We start from the raw sequence: 20,364 nt of genomic DNA, 5'->3' as shown, positions 1-20,364 counted from the left end.
GCTCAGGTGAGGACGGAGAGGGCGGCGAGCGCCGGTCCCACGGCGCCTCCGAGCTGGTAGCAGAGGACGAAGAGCCCGATCGCGGCCGGCCGCTGGGCTTCCGGCACCTGCCGGGAGGCGTGGACGGAGAGGACCGCGTTGCTGCCGGTGGCGACGAACACGGCGGCCGCGGCGGCCAGGAGCAGTACGGGTGCCGAGGTGGCTGCGGCGGCGGCCAGGGGCGCGGCTGTTCCCAGCGCGACGAGGAGGGTGAGTGAGCGTCGGTGCCCCAGCCGGCCCGCCTTGGCGGCGAGGATCCAGGAGAGCGCGGATCCGGTCAGGAGCGCGGCCAGCTGGCCCGTGCCGATCGCCTCGGCGGACCACCCGGTCCGCCGCCGGGCGAGTTCGGGCAGGGCGAAGAGCAGGGTGAAGTAGGAGGTGGAGAACACGAACGCCAGGAGGGCGGAGTGCCGGAAGGCTCGTGAGCGGACCGCGGCGGCGGGAACGAATCCGTCCGGACGCCGCCGTACGTGGAGGGCGAGCGGGACCGCGAGGGCGGCGGCCGTGAGTCCGCCCGCCAGAGGGGCGGTCGGGGCGAGGACCAGTGCGGATGCCAGTGCCACGACGAGGCCGGCTCCGACGGCGTCGAACGGCGTGGTGCGGGGCGGGCGTTCGGATGCTGCCTCACCCGAGGCGATATGACGCCGGACCGCCGGGACGGCGAGGAGCGCGAGGGCGGAGACGGTGAGCGGGGCGCGGGCGCCGACCGTGGTCGCGAGGACGGAGCCGACCAGCGGTCCGACGGCGCCCAGTACTCCGAATCCGGCGGTGATCGCCCCCATGCGCCGGGTGGAACCGGCGAGGTTCATCGCCACGGCCACCAGCCCCGCCCCGCCGGCCGCCTGTGCGGCTCTGCCGGCGAGGGCCAGGGAGAACCAGGGGGCCAGAGCGAGGGTCACAGTCCCCGCGAGCGCGGCGGCCGTGGACACCACGAGGGTGAGTCCGAGGCCCCGGTGTCGTACGAGGGCGGCGAACAGGGGGGTCCCCACCGTCATGGCCCAGGCGAAGACGGTGACCGTCCACGTCGCCCGGTCGGTGGGGACCCCCAGGGAGCGGGCCATGTCCGGGAGGATGAGGACGGGGGCGTTGGCTCCGGTGGCGATGGGCGCGGCGAGCAGAGCCAGCCAGAGGGCGGACAGCCGGCGGGTCGGCGCCGGGCCGGTGAGACGACGTGTTGCGGTGACGGTGGACACGAGGGACCCCCTGTTCGGTCGGGCTCAGACGGTGGTGACGGCCTTGTCGTAGGCGAGGCGCGGCGAGCGGGGGAACCAGGGGTTCTCGCCCGGCCTGCCGATGTTGACGACCATCAGCGGGGTGTGGTCGTCGTCGAGGAACTCCTTCTGTACGCCGGTGTGGTCGAAGCCGGTCATCGGACCGGCGGCCAGCCCTGCGGCGCGGATGCCGATGATGAAGTACGCGGCCTGGAGGGCGCCGTTGAGCGCGGCGGAGCTCTCGCGGACCGGGCGCTCGGCGAAGAACATGTCCTTCGCCTGCGGGAAGTGCGGGAGCAGGTCGGGGAGTTCCTCGTGGAACTCGTTGTCGGTGGAGAGGATCGCGACCAGCGGGGCGGACCCGGTCTTGGCGCGGTTGCCCTCGGCCATGTGCGTCAGCAGCCGCTCGCGGGCGGCATCCGAGCGGACCAGGGTGACCCGGAGAGGAGCCTGGTTGTAGGCGGTCGGGCCGAACTTGACGAGGTCGTAGACGGCCTGGATCTGCTCGTCGGTCACCGGCTCGTCGGTGAAGGTGTTGGCGGTCCGGGCCTCGCGGAAGAGCAGGTCCTGGGCGGCGGCGTCGAGGGTGAGGGCGGAGAAGGACATGAGTGATCCGTTCGTTCAAGGTCGATAATCTCAACGTTGAAATAAAATCATCACCGATCGATCAACGTCAAGTGTCTCAACGTTGAGATATCCTCGGGCGAGGACGAACTGAACGGAGAAGGACAGTCCATGGACACGACGAAGGACGGCGACCCGGGCGCCGACGCGGTCGACCGGATCATCGAGCAGTGGACCGACGAACGTCCCGACTTCGCCGACGTCCTCTGGCCGGTCGAGGTGCTGGGCCGGCTCCAGCGGCTGGGAGTCGCGCTGGAGAAGGAGTTCCGCGCCTTCGCCGCGGAACGCGGCCTCGAACTCGGCGAGTTCGACGTCCTCTCCACCCTCCAGCGCTCCGGCCCGCCGTACGAACTCACGGCCGGGGCGTTCCGCAAGGCGTCCATGGTGACCTCGGGAGCCATCACCAACCGCATCGACCGCATGGAGGCCAAGGGCCTCGTCGAGCGGGTCCGCGACACCCAGGACCGCCGCTCGGTCAGGATCCGGCTGACCGAGGCGGGCCACGAGGTCACCCGCGCCTACATGGAGGACCACCTCGCCAACGAGGCGCGTCTCCTCGCCCACTTCGACAGGGACGAATGCGACGCCCTCGCCGGGCAGCTCCGCCGCCTCCTCATCTCCCTCGGTGACACCGGCATCCGCTGACACCACCGCTCGACACCCTTCCGGCCACCTCCCCGAGGTCGCCCCGACGCCGCGTCACCGTCGCCGTACGCGACGGTGACGCGGCGTCGGCGTCGTGTCACGTCCGGCGCCGCGGGTCCTGCGATCCCGTGACCGGTCATTTCGCCGATGCCTTCGTCCGCCGCTGCCCCGACAGTGGCCGAGCCGGTCGATACCGGCGCGCCGGCCGATCCCCAGGCCGCCGCCGCACCCCCACGACATGACGCAACACGACACGAGAGGACGACTCCGTCGTGAAACGACACCTCGCCGCCGCCGTAACCCTGTCATCCCTGGCCTTCCTGGCCGCCCCCGCCGCCGACGCCGCGGACAACCCCTACCAGCGCGGACCTGCGCCGACCGTGGCCTCCATCGAGGCGGCGCGCGGCTCCTACGCGGTCTCCCAGACCAGCGTCTCCTCCCTCGCCGTCACCGGTTTCGGCGGCGGCACCGTCTACTACCCGACGTCGACGAGCGACGGCACGTTCGGCGCGGTCGTGATCTCCCCCGGCTTCACCGCCTACGAGTCGTCGATCGCCTGGCTGGGCCCGCGTCTTGCCTCGCAGGGCTTCGTCGTCTTCACCATCGACACCCTCACCACGCTCGACCAGCCCGACAGCCGGGGCCGTCAGCTCCTCGCGGCCCTCGACTACCTGACCCAGCGCAGCTCGGTCCGCGGCCGCGTCGACGCCTCGCGCCTGGGCGTGATGGGCCACTCGATGGGCGGCGGCGGCACGTTGGAGGCGGCCAAGAGCCGGCCCTCGCTGAAGGCCGCCATCCCGCTCACCGGCTGGAACACGGACAAGACCTGGCCCGAGATCAGCACGCCCACCCTGGTCGTGGGCGCCGACGGCGACACCGTCGCATCGGTCGCCACCCACTCGGAGCCGTTCTACGAGAGCCTGCCGGCGTCCCTGGACAAGGCGTACCTGGAACTCAACGGCGCGACCCACTTCACGCCGAACAGCTCGAACACGACGATCGCGAAGTACAGCATCTCCTGGCTCAAGCGGTTCATCGACAACGACACCCGCTACGACCAGTTCCTCTGCCCGCTGCCCCGGCCGAGTCTGACGATCGAGGAGTACCGGGGCACCTGCCCGCTCGGCTCCTGACGGCTGCCGCCGTCCCCGCCACGCGCCCCGAGCATGGAGCGCGTGCGCGGGGCGGGGGTGACGCTTGTCCCGGTGCACAGCGGGTGTCCCACAGGTGTGGGCCCTGGCCCAACACACAGCCCTTCCCCCGGTCCTTACCCGCCAGTACCGTTGCGGCGTGAGTGGAGCGACGAGGGCCGCCGCTGCTCCGCGGCTGTACGACCGTACGTCCGAACTCGCCGCCGGGGCGGCGCTCGCGGCGCGGGCCGCCGAGGGGTCGGGCGGTGTTCTGCTGGTCACCGCGGGCCCCGGCATGGGCCGCACGGCGCTGCTCGACCGGACGGTACGGGAGTGCGCGATCCGGGCGCACCGCGTGGGCGCGCCGAGCGGCAACCGGGTTCCCTGGAGCGGTGTGCGGGCCCTGGTGTCCGCACTCGCCCCGACGCCCTCGGCCGCGCGACGCGCCGTGCGGGCGGCCCGCGGCCCGGAGGGCGTGGCAGGGGCGCTGACCGCCCTGCGCCCCGGTGAACCCCTGCTGCTCTGCGTGGACGACCTCCATCTCTGGGACGCGCACTCGCGCACCGCGCTCGACGCGGTGTGGCGTGCGAGCCCCGTGCCCTGGGCGTGGGTCGTCTCGTTCGCGGGGCACCACCGGCCGCCCGAGGTGCCCGGTTCCCGGGTGCTGCGCCTGGGGCGGCTGGGCAGGCAGAGCGCCGCCGCCCTGCTCGACGAGGCGTGCCGGGCGCCGCTGACCGCCTCCGTACGCGCCCGGCTGCTCGACGAGGCCGCCGGGCACCCCGGGGTCCTGACGGCGATGGCCGCACGACTCTCCGCGGCGGACGGGCCGGCGGGTGCCGGGGGCGGCCCGCCGGGCTCCGTGACGGACGACGCGGTGCTGTCCGAGGTGTACCGGGGGCTGCTGGAGTCCTTACCGGCCGAATGCGAACGGGTGTTGACGCTGGTGGCGGTCGCCGGCGAACCGGACCCGGCGGCGGCCGGGCCTGGTGACGTGCGCCCTGTCGGCGCCGATGCCGTCCTGGCGGCGGCACGCGCCGTACGGGCATCGCCCGAAGCGCTCGACCGGCTGGTGGCCTACGGGCTGCTGCGGGGGACCCGCGAGGCGCTCCGCTTCGAGGACGCCCTTCTGCGGCGCGCCGTCCTGGGCACCGTACCGCCGTCACGGCGCCGGGAGTTGCGTGCGCTCCTCGCCCCACCGGCCGGGGCTGGGGCCGTGGTCGGGGCGGGGGCCGCCGTTGCCGGGGCGGAGGAGGAGCCCGACCGGCTCCGGGCCGCCGAGGAGGTGCGCGCGCCGGCCGGCGTGGTGCGGGGACGGGCCGAGCTGGTGCGCGGTCTGGCCGTACTGGCCGACGGCCCGGCCGGGGACGCCCACCAGGTGCTGCTCCTCGCCGCCTCGCTGCTGCGCGAGGCCGCGCCCGAGGAGGCGGCCGAGGCGCGGTTCTTCGCCATGGAGGCCGCCTGGGCCGCGGGGGACGCCGAAGCCTGCGCGACCGCGCTCGGCGGTGGCGACGACATCCGTACCCGCGGCACAGGACTCTCGGACGCGTCCACCGACGCCGCCGAGCGGGACTTTCGTGACGGGATGTGCGCCGCGCTCGCCGTCCGGCTGCACGAGGCACGCGCGCCGCTGGCCCGCGTCGTGGCCCATGACGGAGCGGCCGAGGAACCGCGCCACCTGCTGCGCGCGGGGGCAGCCGCGCTGGTGCTGGGGGACGCGCCCACCGCCGTACGCGTCCACGCCCGCGCGCTGGCCAAGGTACGGGCCGAGGGCCGTACCGCGCTGCTCCCGCGGGTCCTCGAGCACCTGGCGTACGCCGAGCTGAGGGCCGGATGCCACGAACGGGCCGCCGCCCACGCCCGGGAGGGGCTCCGTACCGCGGAACTCACGGGCCAGCGCAACGCGGCGGCCCACCAGCACGCGGTGCTCGCCCTCGCCGCCTCGGTCTCGGGCGACCGACACGCCGTGGCCGAACACGCCGGCCGGGCGCTCGGCACCGCCCGGCCGCACGGGCTCGTCCAGGCGACGACCCTCGCCGAGTGGTCACTGGCCCGGGCGGAACTGGCCGACGGGCTCGCCGCCCAGGCCGCGGCACGCCTCGCCCCCCTCGTGGGCCAGGGGCCCCGCAGCGGCCACTTCGCCCTCCGGATGCTGGCCGTGCCCTGCTTCGTCGAGGCCGCCTGCGCGGCGGGCCGGGCGGCGGACGCCCGGGCCGCGGCGGAGGAGTTCGCCGTCTGGGCCGGTCTGGGGGTCGATCCCCAGGCACCCGCCCAACTGGCCCGCTGCCGTGCGCTGCTGGCCGGTGCCGACGACTCCGCGCACTGGTACGGGGAGGCGGTACGGCACCACGAGGAGAGCGGCAACGACTTCGAGCGGGCGCGGACCCTGCTGGCGTACGGAAAGTGGCTGCGCAGGCGCAGGCGGCCGGTCGATGCCAGGGGACCCCTCAGCGACGCGCTCGTCACCTTCGAGCGGGCGGCGGCCGGTGTCTGGGCCGACCAGGCGCGGGCCGAACTGCGGGCTACGGGCGGCGCCGTGGGCGGTACGGCCGCGACGTCACCGGAGGTCGCGGGCGAGCTGACGCCCCAGCAGCAGCGCATCGCGGGTCTGGTGGCGGCGGGAGCGACGAACCGCGAGATCGCGGACCGGCTCTCGCTGAGCCCCCGTACGATCGACCACCATCTGCGGAACGTGTTCGCCCGGCTCGGCGTCCGCTCCCGCGTCGAACTCTCGGGGCTCCTGGCCCGCACCGCCGGGAGCACCGGGGACACCCGGCACGCTCCGGACGCACGCCGGACCGGCCCGTGACGAAGCCGCGGCCCTTCGGTCGTCGGCCCCGCAGGTCACTGCAGCTCAGGCGTCGTCGTCCGGGCCCGCCGACTCCGCCGAGGACGGCGGGGCCGTGCGGTGGACGCTGCGGACGGCCTCGATGTCCGCGGAGACCGCGGGCTTCGGCAGGTGTGCGCTGAACGCGTCGAGCCGGCGCCGGACGCTGGTCGCGATGCCCTTGCCGAGGACGAAGCGCGTCGGGGTGAGAGCCCGGGGCGCGGCGTCGAGGAGCCGGTGGGCCTCGCGGCTGCGCAGACCGGTGTGGGCGAGGACGAGGTGGGTCAGACGGTGCTCGCGCCCGGCCAGCGTCTCGCCGATCGCGGTCGCGGCGCCCAGGTCGACGTGGTTGTCCGCCGCGCCCAGTGTGCCGGCGGCGCGGACCCGGCCGAGGTCGAGCAGTTCGACGCCCGCGCCCGCCGCCGCTGCGACGAGCCGGGCGGTGGCCTCGGGCCCGATGCCGTTGCTGGCGACGGAGAGCCGGGTCGTGCGGCCGTACGGCGCGCGCTCCAGCGCGTCCGCGAGGAGCAGTGCCCCGTCGTCGCCCAGCCGGGCCGCCGAGGCGTACAGCTCACCGACCGCTCCGGAGGCGAGCAGCGCGGCGAGCGGTGCGGCCCCGGTACGGCCGAGCGGATTGCCGCCGACGAAGAGCCGTTCGATCCGGCGTCCGGAGGCCGCCGCCGCGAGCAGCGCCTCCGCGAGAACGGTGAGCCCCGCAGGGTCGAGGCCGGTCTGTACGAGGTCGAGGGTGCGAAGCCCGGACGCGGCGGCCACCAGATCCGCCGCCGCCCGGCCCCCGTCCGTGCCGAGCGGGTTGCGCTTGAGCCAGACCCCGCTGACGACGTGCTCGGAGGCCCGCAGACTGTCGGCGATCCGGCAGGCACCGCCCGCGGTGATGCCGTTGCAGCCCAGATAGAGGGTCTCGACGCCCGCGCCGACGGTCTTCTCCGCGACGTCCGCCGCGCCCTCGTCACCGAGCCCGTCCGTTCCGAGAAGGAGATGACGGACCTGCGTCGGACCGGCCGGGTCGCCCAGGGCCTCGGCGATCAGCGCGGCGCCTTCGGGACCGAGGGCCTGCTTGCACAGGTCGAGCCGTCCGTCCGGCATCGCCGTGCCCGCCGGGAAATCGAGCCTGCGGTCGGCGGCCCCGCCGCCGCGCAGCCAGTCGATCAGCGGACCGAGGTCGGCGATCGAACGGGGGAGGACAGGCGGCACGCCCGCGAAGGAGGTGCCGTCGTCGTCCCCTGCCGAGTTCTCCGGACCGGTCACCACTCCGCCTCCCGGTAGTCCTTGAGGAAGACGCCCGACACCGGCGCGCCGGCCTCGCCGCGCACGATCGGGTCGTACACCCGCGCCGCCCCGTCCACGATGTCGAGCGGCGTACGGAACCCGTCGGCGGCGAGGCGGTTCTTCTTCGGCAGGGGGTTCTCGTCGGTGATCCAGCCGGTGTCGACGCTGCACATATGGACACCCTGGGCGGCGAGTTCCGGCCCGCTCGTGCGCGTGAGCATGTTGAGCGCGGCCTTCGCCATGTTGGTGTGCGGGTGCCCGGCGGTCTTGCGCCGCGCGGCGAAGCGGCCCTCCACCGCGGTCACGTTGACCACGTAACGGTTCGGCCGGGGCGAGGCGAGCAGCAGCGGAAGCAACCGGTCCACCAGGAGAGCGGGCGCGAGCGCGTTGACGAGCTGGGTCTCCAGGAGCTCCGCCGGGTCCAGCGCACCGATCCGGGCCGACCAGGAGTTCACCGGGGCGTGATCGGGCAGCAGACCCGCCTCGTCCGCCTCGGTGAGGACGAGCGCGAGCGCGCCCTCCGCGGAGGGCGCCTCCAGAGCCCGCAGCGGGGCGTAACCAGGGGCGGCCCAGGCGGAACGCGGGAGTGCCGCCGTCTCGCCCGCGGCGAGCAGCGCGTACGACTCGGGCGGGCGACGGACCGTCTGGGCGGCGTTGTTGACCAGGATGTCGAGCGGTTCGCCGTCCTCGCGGAGCCGTTCGCAGAGCCCGAGGACCTGGCGCGGGTCGCGCAGGTCGATGGCGACGACCGTCAGCCGGTCGAGCCACGCCTCGCTGCCGGGCGCGGCCTCGAACCGGCGAAGCGTGTCGTGGGGGAAGCGGGAGGTCACGAGGAGTTCGGCACCGTCCCGGAGCATCATCAGCGCCAGCTGGAAGCCGATCTTGACCCGGCCGCCGGTGAGCAGGGCACGGCGCCCGGTGAGGTCGGTCGACAGGGCGCGGCGGGTGGTGTTGTCGGCCGCGCACGCGGGGCAGAGCGCGTGGTAGAACGCGTCGACCTGCCGGTAGTGCGCCTTGCAGACGTAGCAGCGCCGGGGCCGGTGGAAGACCCCGCCCCCGCCCGCGTGCTCGCGCCCCAGCGGAGCGTCCTCGCGGCGCGCGGCGGCGCCGGTCGCCGTGGCGGCCACGACCGTGGCGTCGGCCTCGCCGAGTGCGCCCTTGCGGGCCTTACGGCGCCGCGTGCGGCCGTCGCGGGCGAAGGATTCGGCGACCTGCTCGGCGCGGAGACGGACCGGATCGTCGACGGGCAGGGCGCGGAGCTTTCCGACCGTACGGTCGAAGGCGGCGAGCTCCTCGTCGCTGATCTCCTCGCCGACCCGCCCCATGTCCGTTCCGCCCCGCTGTCGTTCGATGCCGTGGTCCCGGCCGGGTTCGAACCGGCGTGTCCCCTCCGAGGAGGAGGGCGCGACTGCCTCTGCGCTACAGGACCGGAATGGGCCCGGAAGGTCGGATTCGAACCGACGTGACCCGACCTGAGAAGTCGGTGCGACTGCCTCTGCGCTACATCCGGGTGCGGTGATCATACCGGCGGCGCGCGGGGCACCCGTCGGGCCCTGGCTCCTGCCCGGAACCTCGTGGGACAGGCCCCGGAACCCTCCGGCCCGACGCGGCGTACAGTGGGGGCGGGCGCGGTGTGATCACGAGGAGTATGTGTGACCGCGGTGAGTCTTGAGCACGCCACCGTCCCCGCCGATGCCGGCGAGGTGACCCTGCTGATAGCCCGCCGGGTGGAGCCCGGCTACGAAGCAGCCTTCGAGCGCTGGGCGAAGGGCATCCTGGAGAGCGCGGCCGCCTTCCCCGGCCATCTCGGCTACGGACTCTTCCGCTCCTCAGGCGGCGACGCCCCCTGGTTCCTCGTCCACCGGTTCCGGGACGCGGAGGCCTGCCGGGCCTGGCAGGAGTCGCCGGAGCGGGCGGCCTGGTTCGCCGACTGCGAGGGCCACCATCACACCGAGATCGCCCGGCGGAAACTGACCGGCATGGAGACCTGGTTCGCCAAGCCGGGCTCGACACGGCCCGCGCCGCCCCGGTGGAAGATGGCGATCAGCGCGACCCTGGCGATCTACCCGATCTCCCTGCTCGGCGGCCTCTTCCTCGTGCCCCGCCTGACCGCCCTGCCCCTCGTGCTCAGCAGCGCGGTGATCGCCGCCGTCTTCAATGTCCTGATGACCTACGTGGCGATGCCGGCCGTGAGCAGGCTCCTCCGGGGATGGCTGGGTCGCTAGTGCCGTCCCCCGGCCCTGACCGGACCCCGGCCGGCGGCCGCTGCGGATGCTGCTCCTCGGTGCGGTTCCCGGTGGCGGTCACGAGGTCAGCCCCGTGAGGTCGGCGAGCAGTTCGGAGACCGTCACCGGGTCGATGTCGGCGAACTTCAGGACGTGGTCGCGGCCGGCCCGGTGATCGCACGGCCGCTTGTCGAGCCAGATCGTCTCCAGCGTCTGGTTCTCGAACATCTCGGTGTTGCCCACCGCGATGCCCGGATCCAGGGCGATCACCAGATGCCGCTCGGGGCCGATCCGCCGGGAGAACCACCGCTCCACGCCCGCGTCCTGGGGCTCTCCCCGCTCCCATCCGCGCTTCTGCAGCCCGAGCAGCCTGCCGACCGGAACGGTCACACCCTCGAAGCGGGTGAGGCGGGCACCGGCGGCCTCCTCCTCGGTCGCGGCGAGGACCGGCCGCCCGAGCTGCGGGAAGGGCTGCACGATCTCGTGGTCCGCGAACAGCTCCGACCAGGTGTCGAGCTCGGCGCCACCCAGGTGCAGGGGGTGGGCGAGAATGACGGTGGCGTCTCGGCGACGGAGACGGCCTCGTCCTCGGCGTCCGCGTACGTACGGTCCTCGGCCACCCGGAACGCGGTGACCGTACCCTCCTCGTCGGCGAGCCACACCAGACGGCGCACCAGATGCCACACCAGCGGATGCTCCACGAACAGCTGCCGGAACTCGCCGCCCGTCCAGGAGCGCCGCGTCACCATCGCCTGCTCCAGGCGCCGCACCTGGTCCGATGCGATCGTGCGGGCATCCTTCTTCAGGGCGGTGAACCGCTTGCGCTCGGCCGGGGCGAGCTCCGCGTCGTCCCGTGCGCCCGGCTTCGGAAGATCCTTCAGATGCCGGCCGTCCTCGTCCCGTACGAACGGCTTCAGCTGCTCGTCGAAGCCGACCGTGAAGCGGCGGCCGCCGTAGTCGACGACGGTGCTGCCGTCGGCGTCCAGGCCGAGATCCGGCACCAGACGGTCGGCGAGCTGTTCACCGGTCAGGCCGAGCCCGGCGGCGACGGAGGAGATCTTCTCCTGGGCGCGGAGCTTCAGCGCCTTGAACTTCACCCGCTGGGCGATGCCGTGCAGATGCAGCAGAGCCACGTCGGTGCCGATCGCGGCCAGTACCTCCAGACCGTCGACCGCACGGTGGTGCGCACCTTCGCCCGGCCAGACGCGGATGACCGGAGTCAGCGCGCGGACCGTGTCGTCGTCCCCGAACCAGCCGAGCGCATGCAGGGCCCACGCGTCCTTCGGGGGCATTCCGGCGAGCCGCCACTCCTCGAACAGCGCCCAGGCGAACGCCGCGAGGGAGTCCTTCTCGCAGAGTTCCCGTACGACGGCCACACCCGGATACTCGGCACCCGGCTTGGAGAGGGCGAGCATCGTGAGGAGGTGACCGACGGCCGAGGACGGGAGCGCACCGCCGGCGGATGTCACCAGCTGCGGAAGCGCGAGCGGATCGGCCCACGCGCCCAGCTCGGGCATCCGGGCGGGCAGCGCGGCCGTCAGCGGATCGGAGTCGAGCAGGACCTCGACCGCCTCGGCCGCCTCCTGGCCGTACTCCGCCGCCGCCTTCCGTACGACATCGGCGCCGTGCGCCGACACGATCAGAGCCAGTGCCCGCTCGGCGGCGGTCCGTGCCGCGCCGGGCTTGCCCAGGGCGTCGGGGACGAGCAGCCGCGCCGCGTCGGCGCCGTGCCGGACGAACCATGCCCTGGCCGTCTTCCCGGCCGTCTTGAGCCGTTCCAGCCAGTCCGCCATCAGCCGGGCCACGGCGGGATCGACGAAGGGCATCAGGAGCGGCGCCAGCGCGGTCGGATGGTCCCTGGCGACGCGCAGGACCGCGGGGAACGCGAGGAGTTCGTGCCGGGCGACGAACGGCTTGTATATCTCCGGGCCGTCGTAGGAGCTGTCACCGGGGGTCCAATCGGCGAGCAGCGGCCGGACCGTCTCGACGGGGCCGTGCGTGAACACCGCCACGTCGTGCCAGGAGTTCCGCGAGCCCGAGCGCATCTGCTCGATCAGCTCCTCCATGGGCCGGTACGGCTGCCAGCCGCTGATCCAGGACTCGGCGACCCTCCACAGCTGCTGCTCGCCCGGCTCCCACACGATGCGGGAGTCCGCCGGAGCGACGAGCCCGGCCACCACCCGCGGCTCGACGACCGTGCGCGGCCGGGTCCACGGCGGCGCGGCCAGCAGCTCGGGCAGGGAGCCGAGGGCGACCTCGTCCATGCGTCCGTCCCGGCGCGCGAGAGGCCCCACGATCTCGGCGACCTGCTCGGGGAGGTCCGGAAGGACGGCGAGCGCCGTCTCGCGGTGGGCGGCGACATGCGCCGTGAGCAGCCGCCGGACGGTGGCCGAGGTCTCGCCCCCACCGCCCGCGGCCTCGCCGAGCAGGCGCAGCGCCCGCACCGGGAAGCGGCGCGCGGCGGTGACCAGGACGCTCCGCACATGCTTGTCGTCGACACGGGCGACCAGTTGACGGAAGGCCTCGTCCGAGGGCAGCTCGCCGAGCGCGGTGGCCATGGCCTTGGTGCCCTCCGCGTCGGTGTACTGCCCGTTCAGTTCACCCGCGAGCAGGGGGGCCATGGCCGCCCCCACGCCCTCGCCGACCGTCGCGAGGACGGCCGGGCTCCAGCCGCGCCAGCCGAGGTCGCAGCGGTCACCGAAGAGGGCGGCCTGCTCGGCGGTTCCCAGCGAACACAGCAGCATCATGCGCACATGGGAGTCGGCGTGCACCGGATGCCGCAGCCGTGCGCAGCACTCGTCCACCCACGCGATCTCCGAGGGAACGAGGTACGACACCCTCACCGCCCTGCGGACACTGTGCCGGTGCTCGGCGAGGGCCTCGACCGCGGCCCGGTACGTGGCATCGTCCGTCCCGGCCAGCAGGGCCCTGATCCGGTCGAGGGCCGATCCTGTGACGCCCTGTCCCCAGCCGCTGGAATCCTCGGGGTTCACCTCGACCCCGACGAGGAGGCTGCGGCGGTCCTTCTGCAGCCACACGTTCCGCGCCTCCCCCAGCTCGACCGCGGCGCAGGCGGCGAACGGCAGCCCGAACTCCGCCACCCAGGCGTCCGCGACCGCCCCGTAGGCCCCGCGCTGGAAGTTGACCAGCCGCGCGAGCACCGCCGCTCCGACGGCGTCCGGCGTCCCGTTCCGGTGCCTGCGGGCCGCCTCGACGAGCGCGGGGTCGCTCTGCTCGGACTCCAGCGCGCGCTCGATCGCGTCGGCGTCGCGCGCGAGCCAGACGCGGAGCTTCTCCGGCGCGTCCGCCTCGACCGCGGGCACGGTCCGCCGGACCCCGCCGCGCCGCGGATGCAGATTCCGCTTCCATGCGGCGGGCAGCACGAAGGCGTCCTCGTCGGACAGGGCCGTGGGCGCGGACCCGGCGACCTCGGCAGCCTTCGAGACCTCCGGCTCCGCGCAGTACTCCCAGCGCCGCATGGGCCCTCCCCCTTTTCCCCGATGATCAGTTGTCCGCACACTAACGGGCACCTCTGACAGGGGACGGCCGACGGCCTCGACGGTGCGTCAGGCGCCGGCGGGGGAGACCCGTTCCTGGTGGACCCGCAGGTGCAAGGTCGCCAGGTCGAGGAGTGGGGTGGGTACCGACAGGGTGCGGGCGCGGGCCACCAGGTCGCCGAAGAGGTGCTCGACCTCCGTCGGGCGTCCGGCGATCAGGTCCCGGTAGAGGGAGGGCACCATCGGGGACCCGGTCGCGGTCACGATGCCCAGGGTCGCGGCCCGTTCCGACTCCGGTACGGGATGTCCCGCCGCCGCCGAGACGGCCGAGGCCTCCGCGAGGACCGCCGGGCCCAGGTCCGCGCCGCCCGGGACGGCGTTGATCTCGCCGACCGTGCCGCGCATCAGGCTCGTCACCGCCCCGAAGGTGGTGATGAAGACCCACTTGTGCCACATGGAGGCCATCACGTCCTCCGGGACGAGGACGTCGATGCCGGCCTCGGCCAGGACGGCCCGGATCTTCTCCACCCGGGCGACGGGGACCCGTCCTGCTCGCCGATCGTCAGATGGGCGAGCGGCGCGAGCCGGACGATGTCCCCCTCGTCGCTGAGCGTGGTGACCACCTTGGCGACACCGCCGAGCACCGGCACGGCGCCGAAGCGGGCGTTCAGGGCCTCGACATGGGCGAGACCGTTGAGCAGCGGCACGATCGCCGTGTCCGGCCCCACGGCCGGAGCGATGTCCTCGATCGCCTGCGTGAGGGCGGTGGACTTCACGGAGAGAAGGACGAGGTCGTACGGGGTGGTCAGCTCGTCGGCCGTGACGAGCCGGGGCTCCAGGGTCCACTCCTCGCCACGTCCGGTGATGCGCAGACCGCGGGCGCGCAGCACGGCGGCGCGGTGCGGACGGACCAGGAAGGTGACGTCCTCTCCGGAACGGGCGAGCAGCGCCCCGAAGTAGCCTCCGGTGGCTCCGGCGCCGACGACCAGGATCTTCATGAGTGCGGACCTCTCGGGGAGCGTGGGGTGGTGGACGGTACGAGCAGGGGGCGGAGCAGCCGGTGCGGCCGGGCGAGGGCCGCCGTCACCGGGTCGTCGTCCCCGGTCGGAGGGGGGAGCCCGGGGCCGGGCGCCACGACGAGGTCGCCGACCGGGACCGGGGCCCCGCAGCCCGTACAGCGGCCGTCCCCGGCGACAAGGGCCTCGTCGTCGGCGTGGCGGAAGACGCGCCGTGGGCCGCCGCCCGCCGCGTAGAACTCGTCGCCCCAGGAGGTGAGCGCGCGGACTGCGGGCCACAGCGCGAGCCCCTTGGGCGTCAGCCCGTACACCTCGCGCCGTCCCGTGCCGGGAAGGCGGGCGAGCACACCGGCCTCCGTGAGGCCGGCGAGCCGGTCGGCGAGGACGGCCCGGGGGAGGCGGAGATGTGCGGCGAACTCGCCGAAGCGGCGGACCCCGTAGAACGCGTCCCGGACGATCAGCAGGGTCCAGCGCTCGCCGACGATCTCCATGGAGCGGGAGAGGGAGCAGCTCTGGCCGCTGTAGTCGCGGGGGAGTGGCATGCCGCAGACAGTAGCGCAGAGAGTTCGGTGGTTGAACTCTTTCAGGGGAGAGACGCGGAGTGGGAGGGAAGGGCGAGGTGGGAGGGAGGGGCGAGGCGGATTAGGCTCGACGCACGATGACGAAGACTCCGCGGACCGGGGACGCTCGCCCGAAGGAACGGAAGCCGGTGGAAGAGGGCCGCCCGGCCGAGGGCACACCGGCGGCGGGCGCACCGGCGGCGGGCGCGCGGGCTGCGGGCGCACCGGCGGCGGGCGCGCGGGCTGCGGGCACGCGCGCGGCAGGCACGCCCTCGCGGAGTGCGCCCGGTGAGGAGCGGACGCGGGTGGCGTCGCTGCCCCGGGAGCCCAAGGCCGACAAGGCGAGCGTACGGCGGCACAATCTCAGTCTCGTCCTGCGGACCGTCCACGACGCCGGCGAGACGACCCGCGCGGCCGTCGCCGCGCGCGTGGGGCTCACCCGTGCCGCCGTCTCCTCCCTCGTCGAACAGCTCCTGGAGCAGGGCTTCCTGGTCGAGTCGGGCAAGACCTTCAGCGGACAGGCGGGGAGGCCGGGGACGGTCCTGAAGGCGGCCGACACCGGTCCGGCCGGGCTCGGGGTCGAGATCAACGTCGACTACGTGTCCGTCTGCGTCGTCGACCTCGCGGGAGCCGATCGGGTCCGGGTCACCGAACCCCTCGACAACCGCGCGGCCGAGCCGGACGAGGTCCTCGCGCGCGCGGCCGGGATCGCGGCGCGCGCCCTGCGGAGCGCGGCGGACCTGGAACTGCGTCCGGTGGGCGCACGGCTCGCCCTGCCGGGTCTGGTCTCGTCCGGAACCGTACGCCAGGCGCCCAACCTCGGCTGGAACCGCGTGGCGGCCGACCGGCTCTTCGGCGCCGCGCTCGCGAAGCACCGGGCGCGGCCGGAGCTTCCGGTCGCCTCGGACAACGAGGCGAACGCGGCGGCGCTGGCTGAGCTGTGGTTCGGTGCCCTGGGTGACGTGCGCAGCTTCCTGTACCTCACGGGCGAGATCGGGGTGGGCGGGGCGATCGTCGTCGACGGCGAACTGCTGCGCGGCGCACACGGCTTCGCCGGCGAGATCGGCCATCTGCCCGTGGACGCGAACGGCCCCCTCTGCCGCTGCGGCTCACGCGGCTGCCTCGAACAGTACGCGGGCCAGTCGGCGCTGCTGCGGACGGCGGGCGCGGCCGACGTGGAGGAGCTGGCGCGCCGCGCCGACGCGGGGGAGCCACGGGCCGCGACCGCCGTCGAGGAGGCGGGGCGGATGCTCGGGCTCGCGCTCTCCGGCGCGGTGAACCTGCTCGACCCCGAAGCCGTCGTCCTCGGCGGGATCTACCCGCGGCTGATGCCCCGTCTCGGCCCGGCCGTCGACGCCGAACTCGCCCGCCGCGTGGTCTCCGGCCTCTGGACGCCGGAGGCCGGCCGCCTCCGCGCCGCCTCCACCTCCAGCTCGGCGGCCCGCGGCGCGGCCGCGTTCGTCATCCGCCAAGTCCTGGCGGACCCCCTCTCGTACGAGCCCTGAGCCCCCGGCTCATCGCGGGGGTCGCGTTCGGCGACGTGCTGGGAGCGGGCCAGCAGCATCGGGGTCGAGGTGCCGTTCTCCGTGTCGTGCGTCCGGGCACTGTGCCGTAGCCGGCGAAGCGTCCAGCCGACGGTCGGGCGGCACCGGCCGCCGCTCGATGCCGATCGTGGGAGCGCCTTCGATCCAGCCGGTTGACGGTGTCGGCGTCCATCTCGTCCGCCCACGCCGCCGCCAGCTCGGCCAGCACCTCCGGCAGTGCCGGTTCGCCGGCGAGCGTCCATCCCCACGTCGTCAGCGAGCTCCGGTAGGTCCCCTGCGGAGGACTTCGCGATGCCCGCGCCGGTGAGATGGCGCTCGACCGCCGTGGTGTACGACGGGGCGGGGCGGCCAGAGGTACGACCCGAGCGCGCGGCAACCGAAGCGCACCCCCACGCCCGCGCTCGGTACGCCTCGCCCCGGCGGCCGGAACGGCTCGCCGCATGTCGCGGCGATCACGGGCGCGCAGGGCCTCTGTCGCGGTAAATCCGCCCATTACCGAGGCAGTTGCGAACGCGTTGGCGCAGTCGCGTGCTCACCTGGGGCATGCCCCAGATCCTCCGTCACGGGCAGGCACTCGGCGAGCAGGTCGACGACGTCGCGCCAGGCTCGCTGCGCGTGCCGTGGGTGGTAGCCGACGCCGGGGACCACGGGGTGGTCGACCGGCGGGTGGTGGAAGGCGTGCAAGGCGCCGCCGTAGACCGCGAGGCGCCAGTCGACGCCAGCGGCCTGCATCTCAGCGGTGAACGCGTTCCGTTGCGCGGGCGGCATGATCGGGTCCTCCGACCCGACCCCGGCCCACACCGGGCAGCGAATGCGCGCCGACTCGCCCGGTCGGCCCGTGGTCAGTGCGTTGACCGTCCCGATCGCACGCAGGCTGACGCCGCCGCGCCCGAGTTCCAGCCCGACGGCGCCCCCGGTGCCGTAGCCGACGGCGGCGATCCGGTCGGGGTCGGTCCGCGGTTCGGTGCGCAACACGTCGAGCGCCGCTTGGCCGATGCCCCGCATCCGGTCGGGATCGGCGAGCAGCGGCAGGCAGCGGGCCAGCATCTCCTCGGGGTCGCCCAGATAGCGCCCGCCGTGAAGGTCGAAGGCCAGCGCTACGTAACCCAGTTCGGCGAGGGCATCGGCCCGGCGGCGCTCGACGTCGCTGAGCCCCATGCCCTCTGGTCCGAGCAGCACCGCGGGCCGGCGGCCGACACCGGCCGGGAGCGCGAGGTGCCCGATCATCGTCAAACCGTCGGCCGGATACTCGACCGTGCGCGTCGTCATCGTCGTCATGGGACTGGACGGTAGTGATCGTCGAGCCCGGTCCGGCTGGTGTTCTGCCACCGGCAGAACAGCGCCCACCGCTCGGCTCAGCCCGTGGCCCACGCGGTCCTGAGCCACCGACCCTCGTCCCTGCCCCGAGCCACCGCCTCCGGTTCTCTCATCCCACTCTCACGCGGGCCTTATCCAGCCATCACCGCGCGCACCTAGCTTCGCGCCCATGTTCTTCACCTACCTCCGGCGCGAGCTGCGCCGTCGCAGAAAGGCGGCGCTCGTCGTCGCCTCCGGGCTCGCGCTCGGTATCGCGTTGGTCATCGTCGTCAACTCCGTGGCATCCGGCATGAAGCAGGCCCAGACCCAGGTCCTGGAGTCCCTCTACGGCCTCGGTACCGATCTGACCGTCACCAAGGCCCGTGAGGAGCCCCAGGCCGGTGGCCAGGCTCAGCGGCCGCGGTTCGAGTTCGACGCCGACGAGGACGGCGAGGAGCAGAGCAGCGACCGGCTGATGGTCCAGGGGTTCCAGACCCTGCCCGCCTCCACGTCCGCCACGGTCGCGAAGCAGGCCGGCGTCGCTCAGGCCGTGGGCGGTCTCAGCCTCCTCAACCTCAAGATCGACGGTGAGTTCAAGCGCGGCGAGTTCAAGCAGACCCAGCCCGCCCAGCCCGGCACCCCGGGCGGCGGCAACGGCGGCGGCAGCGGCGGTGGAGGCCGGGTCGAAGGCGGTGGCGCCGCCTTCGACGTCAACTCCTTCACCCTCTACGGCACCGACGTCACCGCCCCCGACCTCGGCCCCCTCACCACCTCCACCGTCACCAAGGGCCGCACGTTCAAGGCCACCGAGACCGACTCCGCGGTCGTCGTGATCGACAGCGCCTACGCCAAGCAGGAGGGCCTCGACGTCGGCGAGACGCTCACGGTCAAGGGCGTGAAGTTCGAGGTCGTCGGCATCGCCACCGCCGACAGCGGCCAGGCCGCCGCCCAGGTCTACCTGCCGCTCACGAAGGCGCAGACGCTCTCCGACTCCAAGGACAAGATCACCACCGTCTATGTGAAGGCGACCGACTCGACGAAGATCGAGGCCGTCAAGGCCGCCATCCAGAAGAACGTCACCGGCACCACGGTCACCACCTCCGCCGATCTCGCCGAGACCGTCTCCGGTTCCCTCGACACCGCCGCCAACCTCGCCACCAACGTGGGCAAGTGGCTCTCGTACGCCGTCCTCGTCGCCGCCGTCCTCGTCGCGGGGCTGCTCACCTCCTCGGCCGTCAGCCGCCGGGTGCGCGAGTTCGGCACGCTCAAGGCGCTCGGCTGGAAGAGCGGCCGGGTCACCCGGCAGGTGATGGGCGAGGCGCTCGTCAACGGCCTCATCGGAGGCGCACTCGGCATCGCCGTGGGCCTCGGCGGCGCGTACCTCGTCACCGCCGTCAGCCCCACCCTCACCGCGGAGCTCGGCGGCGGCGCGCTGACGGGCGGCGGCGGTGGCCGGATGCTCGCCGGACCCGGCATGGCCGCGGCCCGCGACGCCGGCGGCGGCAACACCCTCGACATCGCCCTCACCGCGCCCGTGAGCCTCACCACCGTCGGACTCGCCGTCCTCCTCGCCCTCGGCGGCGGGCTCGTCGCGGGCGGCTTCGGCGCCTGGCGCGCCTCGCGCCTGCGCCCGGCGGACGCGCTGCGCCGCGTCGAGTAGCCGGTAGCCCGAACCCCCTTCCCGTATCGCAGGAGTTGCACCATGTACGAACTCACAGGCGTCACCAAGCAGTACCGCAGGGGCCAGGAGAGAGTCGACGCCCTCGCCGGGATCGACCTCACCATCAGGGAGGGCGACCGGCTTGTCATCCAGGGCCCCACCGGCGGCGGCAAGTCCACGCTGCTGCAGATGCTGGGCGGTCTCGACCGGCCCACGGCCGGCAGTGTCATGCTCGACGGCGTCGATCTGGCCAAGCTGCCGGAGAGCCGGCTGACCGCCGTACGCAGTCAGAACATCGGCTTCGTCTTCCAGTCCTTCAACCTCATCCCCACGCTCACCGCCCAGGAGAACGTGGAGACCGCGCTCGTCCCGATGGGCATCAAGGCCGGTGAACGGCGCTCTCTCGCGGCGGAGGCGCTGGACGCCGTCGGTCTCGGCGAGCGCAGGGCGCACCTGCCGTCCGAGCTCTCGGGCGGACAGCAGCAGCGCGTCGCGATCGCCCGCGCCCTGGTGAAGCGGCCCAAGGTGCTCCTGGCCGACGAGCCGACCGGCAACCTCGACGAGTCGATGCGCGACGAGATCGTGGAACTGCTCGAAGGGCTCTGGAAGGAGCACGGGCTGACGTTCGTGATGGTCACCCACGACAGCGCCATCGCCCGTCGCGCACCGCGCCTGGCGACCATCCGCAAGGGCCGGATCACGATCAAGGAGAACCGCCACGCGGAGGCCGTGGAGGCGTAGGACCCGGACCCGCCACCCCGGACCCCCCGGTGATGCCATGATGTGCGCCATCACGTACGAAA

At 73.8% G+C, this 20,364-nt stretch carries 15 protein-coding genes, 2 tRNA genes and 1 pseudogene; 7 read left to right on the top strand and 11 right to left on the bottom strand.

The features are described 5' to 3' along the window. Window positions 1-2: 2 nt before the first annotated feature. Together ACFY8U_RS03145 and ACFY8U_RS03140 are read right to left on the bottom strand one after the other, a co-directional pair. Window positions 3-1,232, bottom strand: a complete 1,230-nt coding sequence (locus ACFY8U_RS03145; protein ID WP_389564892.1) for an MFS transporter — start codon at window positions 1,230-1,232, stop codon at window positions 3-5. Window positions 1,233-1,256: 24 nt separating this feature from the next. Further along, on the bottom strand, window positions 1,257-1,856 hold the full coding sequence (locus tag ACFY8U_RS03140; protein ID WP_389564891.1) for a malonic semialdehyde reductase: 600 nt from the start codon (window positions 1,854-1,856) through the stop codon (window positions 1,257-1,259). A gap of 129 nt (window positions 1,857-1,985) precedes the next feature. Here ACFY8U_RS03140 and ACFY8U_RS03135 point away from each other — a divergent pair, with 129 nt between their 5' ends. The 3 genes from ACFY8U_RS03135 (at window position 1,986) to ACFY8U_RS03125 (ending at window position 6,455) form a co-directional block, all read left to right on the top strand. Further along, complete coding sequence (locus ACFY8U_RS03135) at window positions 1,986-2,519, top strand: MarR family winged helix-turn-helix transcriptional regulator (RefSeq protein ID WP_389564888.1); 534 nt, start codon at window positions 1,986-1,988, stop codon at window positions 2,517-2,519. Between the two features lie 272 nt (window positions 2,520-2,791). After that, on the top strand, window positions 2,792-3,652 hold the full coding sequence (locus tag ACFY8U_RS03130) for an alpha/beta hydrolase family protein (protein ID WP_389564885.1): 861 nt from the start codon (window positions 2,792-2,794) through the stop codon (window positions 3,650-3,652). Window positions 3,653-3,809: 157 nt separating this feature from the next. Then, window positions 3,810-6,455 (top strand): LuxR C-terminal-related transcriptional regulator, encoded by a 2,646-nt coding sequence (locus ACFY8U_RS03125; RefSeq protein ID WP_389564883.1) that lies wholly within the window; start codon window positions 3,810-3,812, stop codon window positions 6,453-6,455. A gap of 45 nt (window positions 6,456-6,500) precedes the next feature. Here ACFY8U_RS03125 and ACFY8U_RS03120 read toward each other — a convergent pair whose 3' ends face one another. The 4 genes from ACFY8U_RS03120 to ACFY8U_RS03105 form a co-directional block, all read right to left on the bottom strand. Continuing rightward, window positions 6,501-7,742, bottom strand: a complete 1,242-nt coding sequence (locus ACFY8U_RS03120) for a ribonuclease inhibitor (protein ID WP_389564880.1) — start codon at window positions 7,740-7,742, stop codon at window positions 6,501-6,503. After that, on the bottom strand, window positions 7,739-9,088 hold the full coding sequence (locus ACFY8U_RS03115; RefSeq protein WP_389564877.1) for an SDR family NAD(P)-dependent oxidoreductase: 1,350 nt from the start codon (window positions 9,086-9,088) through the stop codon (window positions 7,739-7,741). The genes ACFY8U_RS03120 and ACFY8U_RS03115 overlap by 4 nt, the downstream gene beginning before the upstream one ends. A 31-nt stretch (window positions 9,089-9,119) precedes the next feature. Continuing rightward, window positions 9,120-9,192 (bottom strand) — tRNA-Arg (locus ACFY8U_RS03110). Between the two features lie 4 nt (window positions 9,193-9,196). Continuing rightward, window positions 9,197-9,274: transfer RNA gene (locus ACFY8U_RS03105), tRNA-Glu, on the bottom strand. Window positions 9,275-9,415: 141 nt separating this feature from the next. Between ACFY8U_RS03105 and ACFY8U_RS03100 the strand changes: the two genes are divergently transcribed. Then, window positions 9,416-9,988, top strand: coding sequence for an antibiotic biosynthesis monooxygenase (locus ACFY8U_RS03100; RefSeq protein WP_389564875.1), 573 nt, complete (start codon window positions 9,416-9,418; stop codon window positions 9,986-9,988). A gap of 78 nt (window positions 9,989-10,066) precedes the next feature. On the opposite strand, the pseudogene ACFY8U_RS03095 reads toward ACFY8U_RS03100, so the two are convergent. The 4 genes and pseudogenes from ACFY8U_RS03095 to ACFY8U_RS03080 all read right to left on the bottom strand — a co-directional run bounded on the left by ACFY8U_RS03095 (window position 10,067) and on the right by ACFY8U_RS03080 (window position 15,043). Continuing rightward, window positions 10,067-11,280: pseudogene (locus tag ACFY8U_RS03095) on the bottom strand (DUF4132 domain-containing protein). Between the two features lie 2,274 nt (window positions 11,281-13,554). After that, window positions 13,555-14,013, bottom strand: a complete 459-nt coding sequence (locus ACFY8U_RS03090; protein WP_389564872.1) for a ketopantoate reductase C-terminal domain-containing protein — start codon at window positions 14,011-14,013, stop codon at window positions 13,555-13,557. Then, the gene (locus ACFY8U_RS03085; RefSeq protein ID WP_389564869.1) at window positions 13,950-14,483 is read right to left on the bottom strand and encodes a ketopantoate reductase family protein; all 534 of its coding nucleotides are present in this window, start codon (window positions 14,481-14,483) and stop codon (window positions 13,950-13,952) included. Before ACFY8U_RS03085 ends, ACFY8U_RS03090 begins: the two co-directional genes overlap by 64 nt. Beyond that, window positions 14,480-15,043, bottom strand: coding sequence for a winged helix-turn-helix transcriptional regulator (locus ACFY8U_RS03080; protein ID WP_389564867.1), 564 nt, complete (start codon window positions 15,041-15,043; stop codon window positions 14,480-14,482). Before ACFY8U_RS03080 ends, ACFY8U_RS03085 begins: the two co-directional genes overlap by 4 nt. 116 nt (window positions 15,044-15,159) lie before the next feature. On the opposite strand from ACFY8U_RS03080, the gene ACFY8U_RS03075 reads away from it, so the two are divergent. Next, window positions 15,160-16,566, top strand: coding sequence for an ROK family protein (locus ACFY8U_RS03075; RefSeq protein WP_389564865.1), 1,407 nt, complete (start codon window positions 15,160-15,162; stop codon window positions 16,564-16,566). 531 nt (window positions 16,567-17,097) lie between these two features. Here ACFY8U_RS03075 and ACFY8U_RS03070 read toward each other — a convergent pair. Further along, entirely contained in the window at window positions 17,098-17,883 is a 786-nt protein-coding gene (locus ACFY8U_RS03070) for a dienelactone hydrolase family protein (protein WP_389564863.1), read from the bottom strand. A 208-nt stretch (window positions 17,884-18,091) separates the two neighbouring features. Here ACFY8U_RS03070 and ACFY8U_RS03065 point away from each other — a divergent pair, with 208 nt between their 5' ends. Continuing rightward, on the top strand, window positions 18,092-19,561 hold the full coding sequence (locus tag ACFY8U_RS03065) for an ABC transporter permease (RefSeq protein WP_389564860.1): 1,470 nt from the start codon (window positions 18,092-18,094) through the stop codon (window positions 19,559-19,561). Window positions 19,562-19,603: 42 nt separating this feature from the next. Next, window positions 19,604-20,302: an ABC transporter ATP-binding protein gene (locus ACFY8U_RS03060; RefSeq protein WP_389564857.1), complete on the top strand. Its 699-nt coding sequence runs from the start codon at window positions 19,604-19,606 to the stop codon at window positions 20,300-20,302. Window positions 20,303-20,364: the final 62 nt, after the last annotated feature.

Source organism: Streptomyces sp. NPDC012508, from assembly GCF_042902595.1.
Taxonomy (GTDB): domain Bacteria; phylum Actinomycetota; class Actinomycetes; order Streptomycetales; family Streptomycetaceae; genus Streptomyces.
Note: the sequence above shows the minus strand (reverse complement) of the source record. Positions and strands in the feature narration are given on the sequence as shown.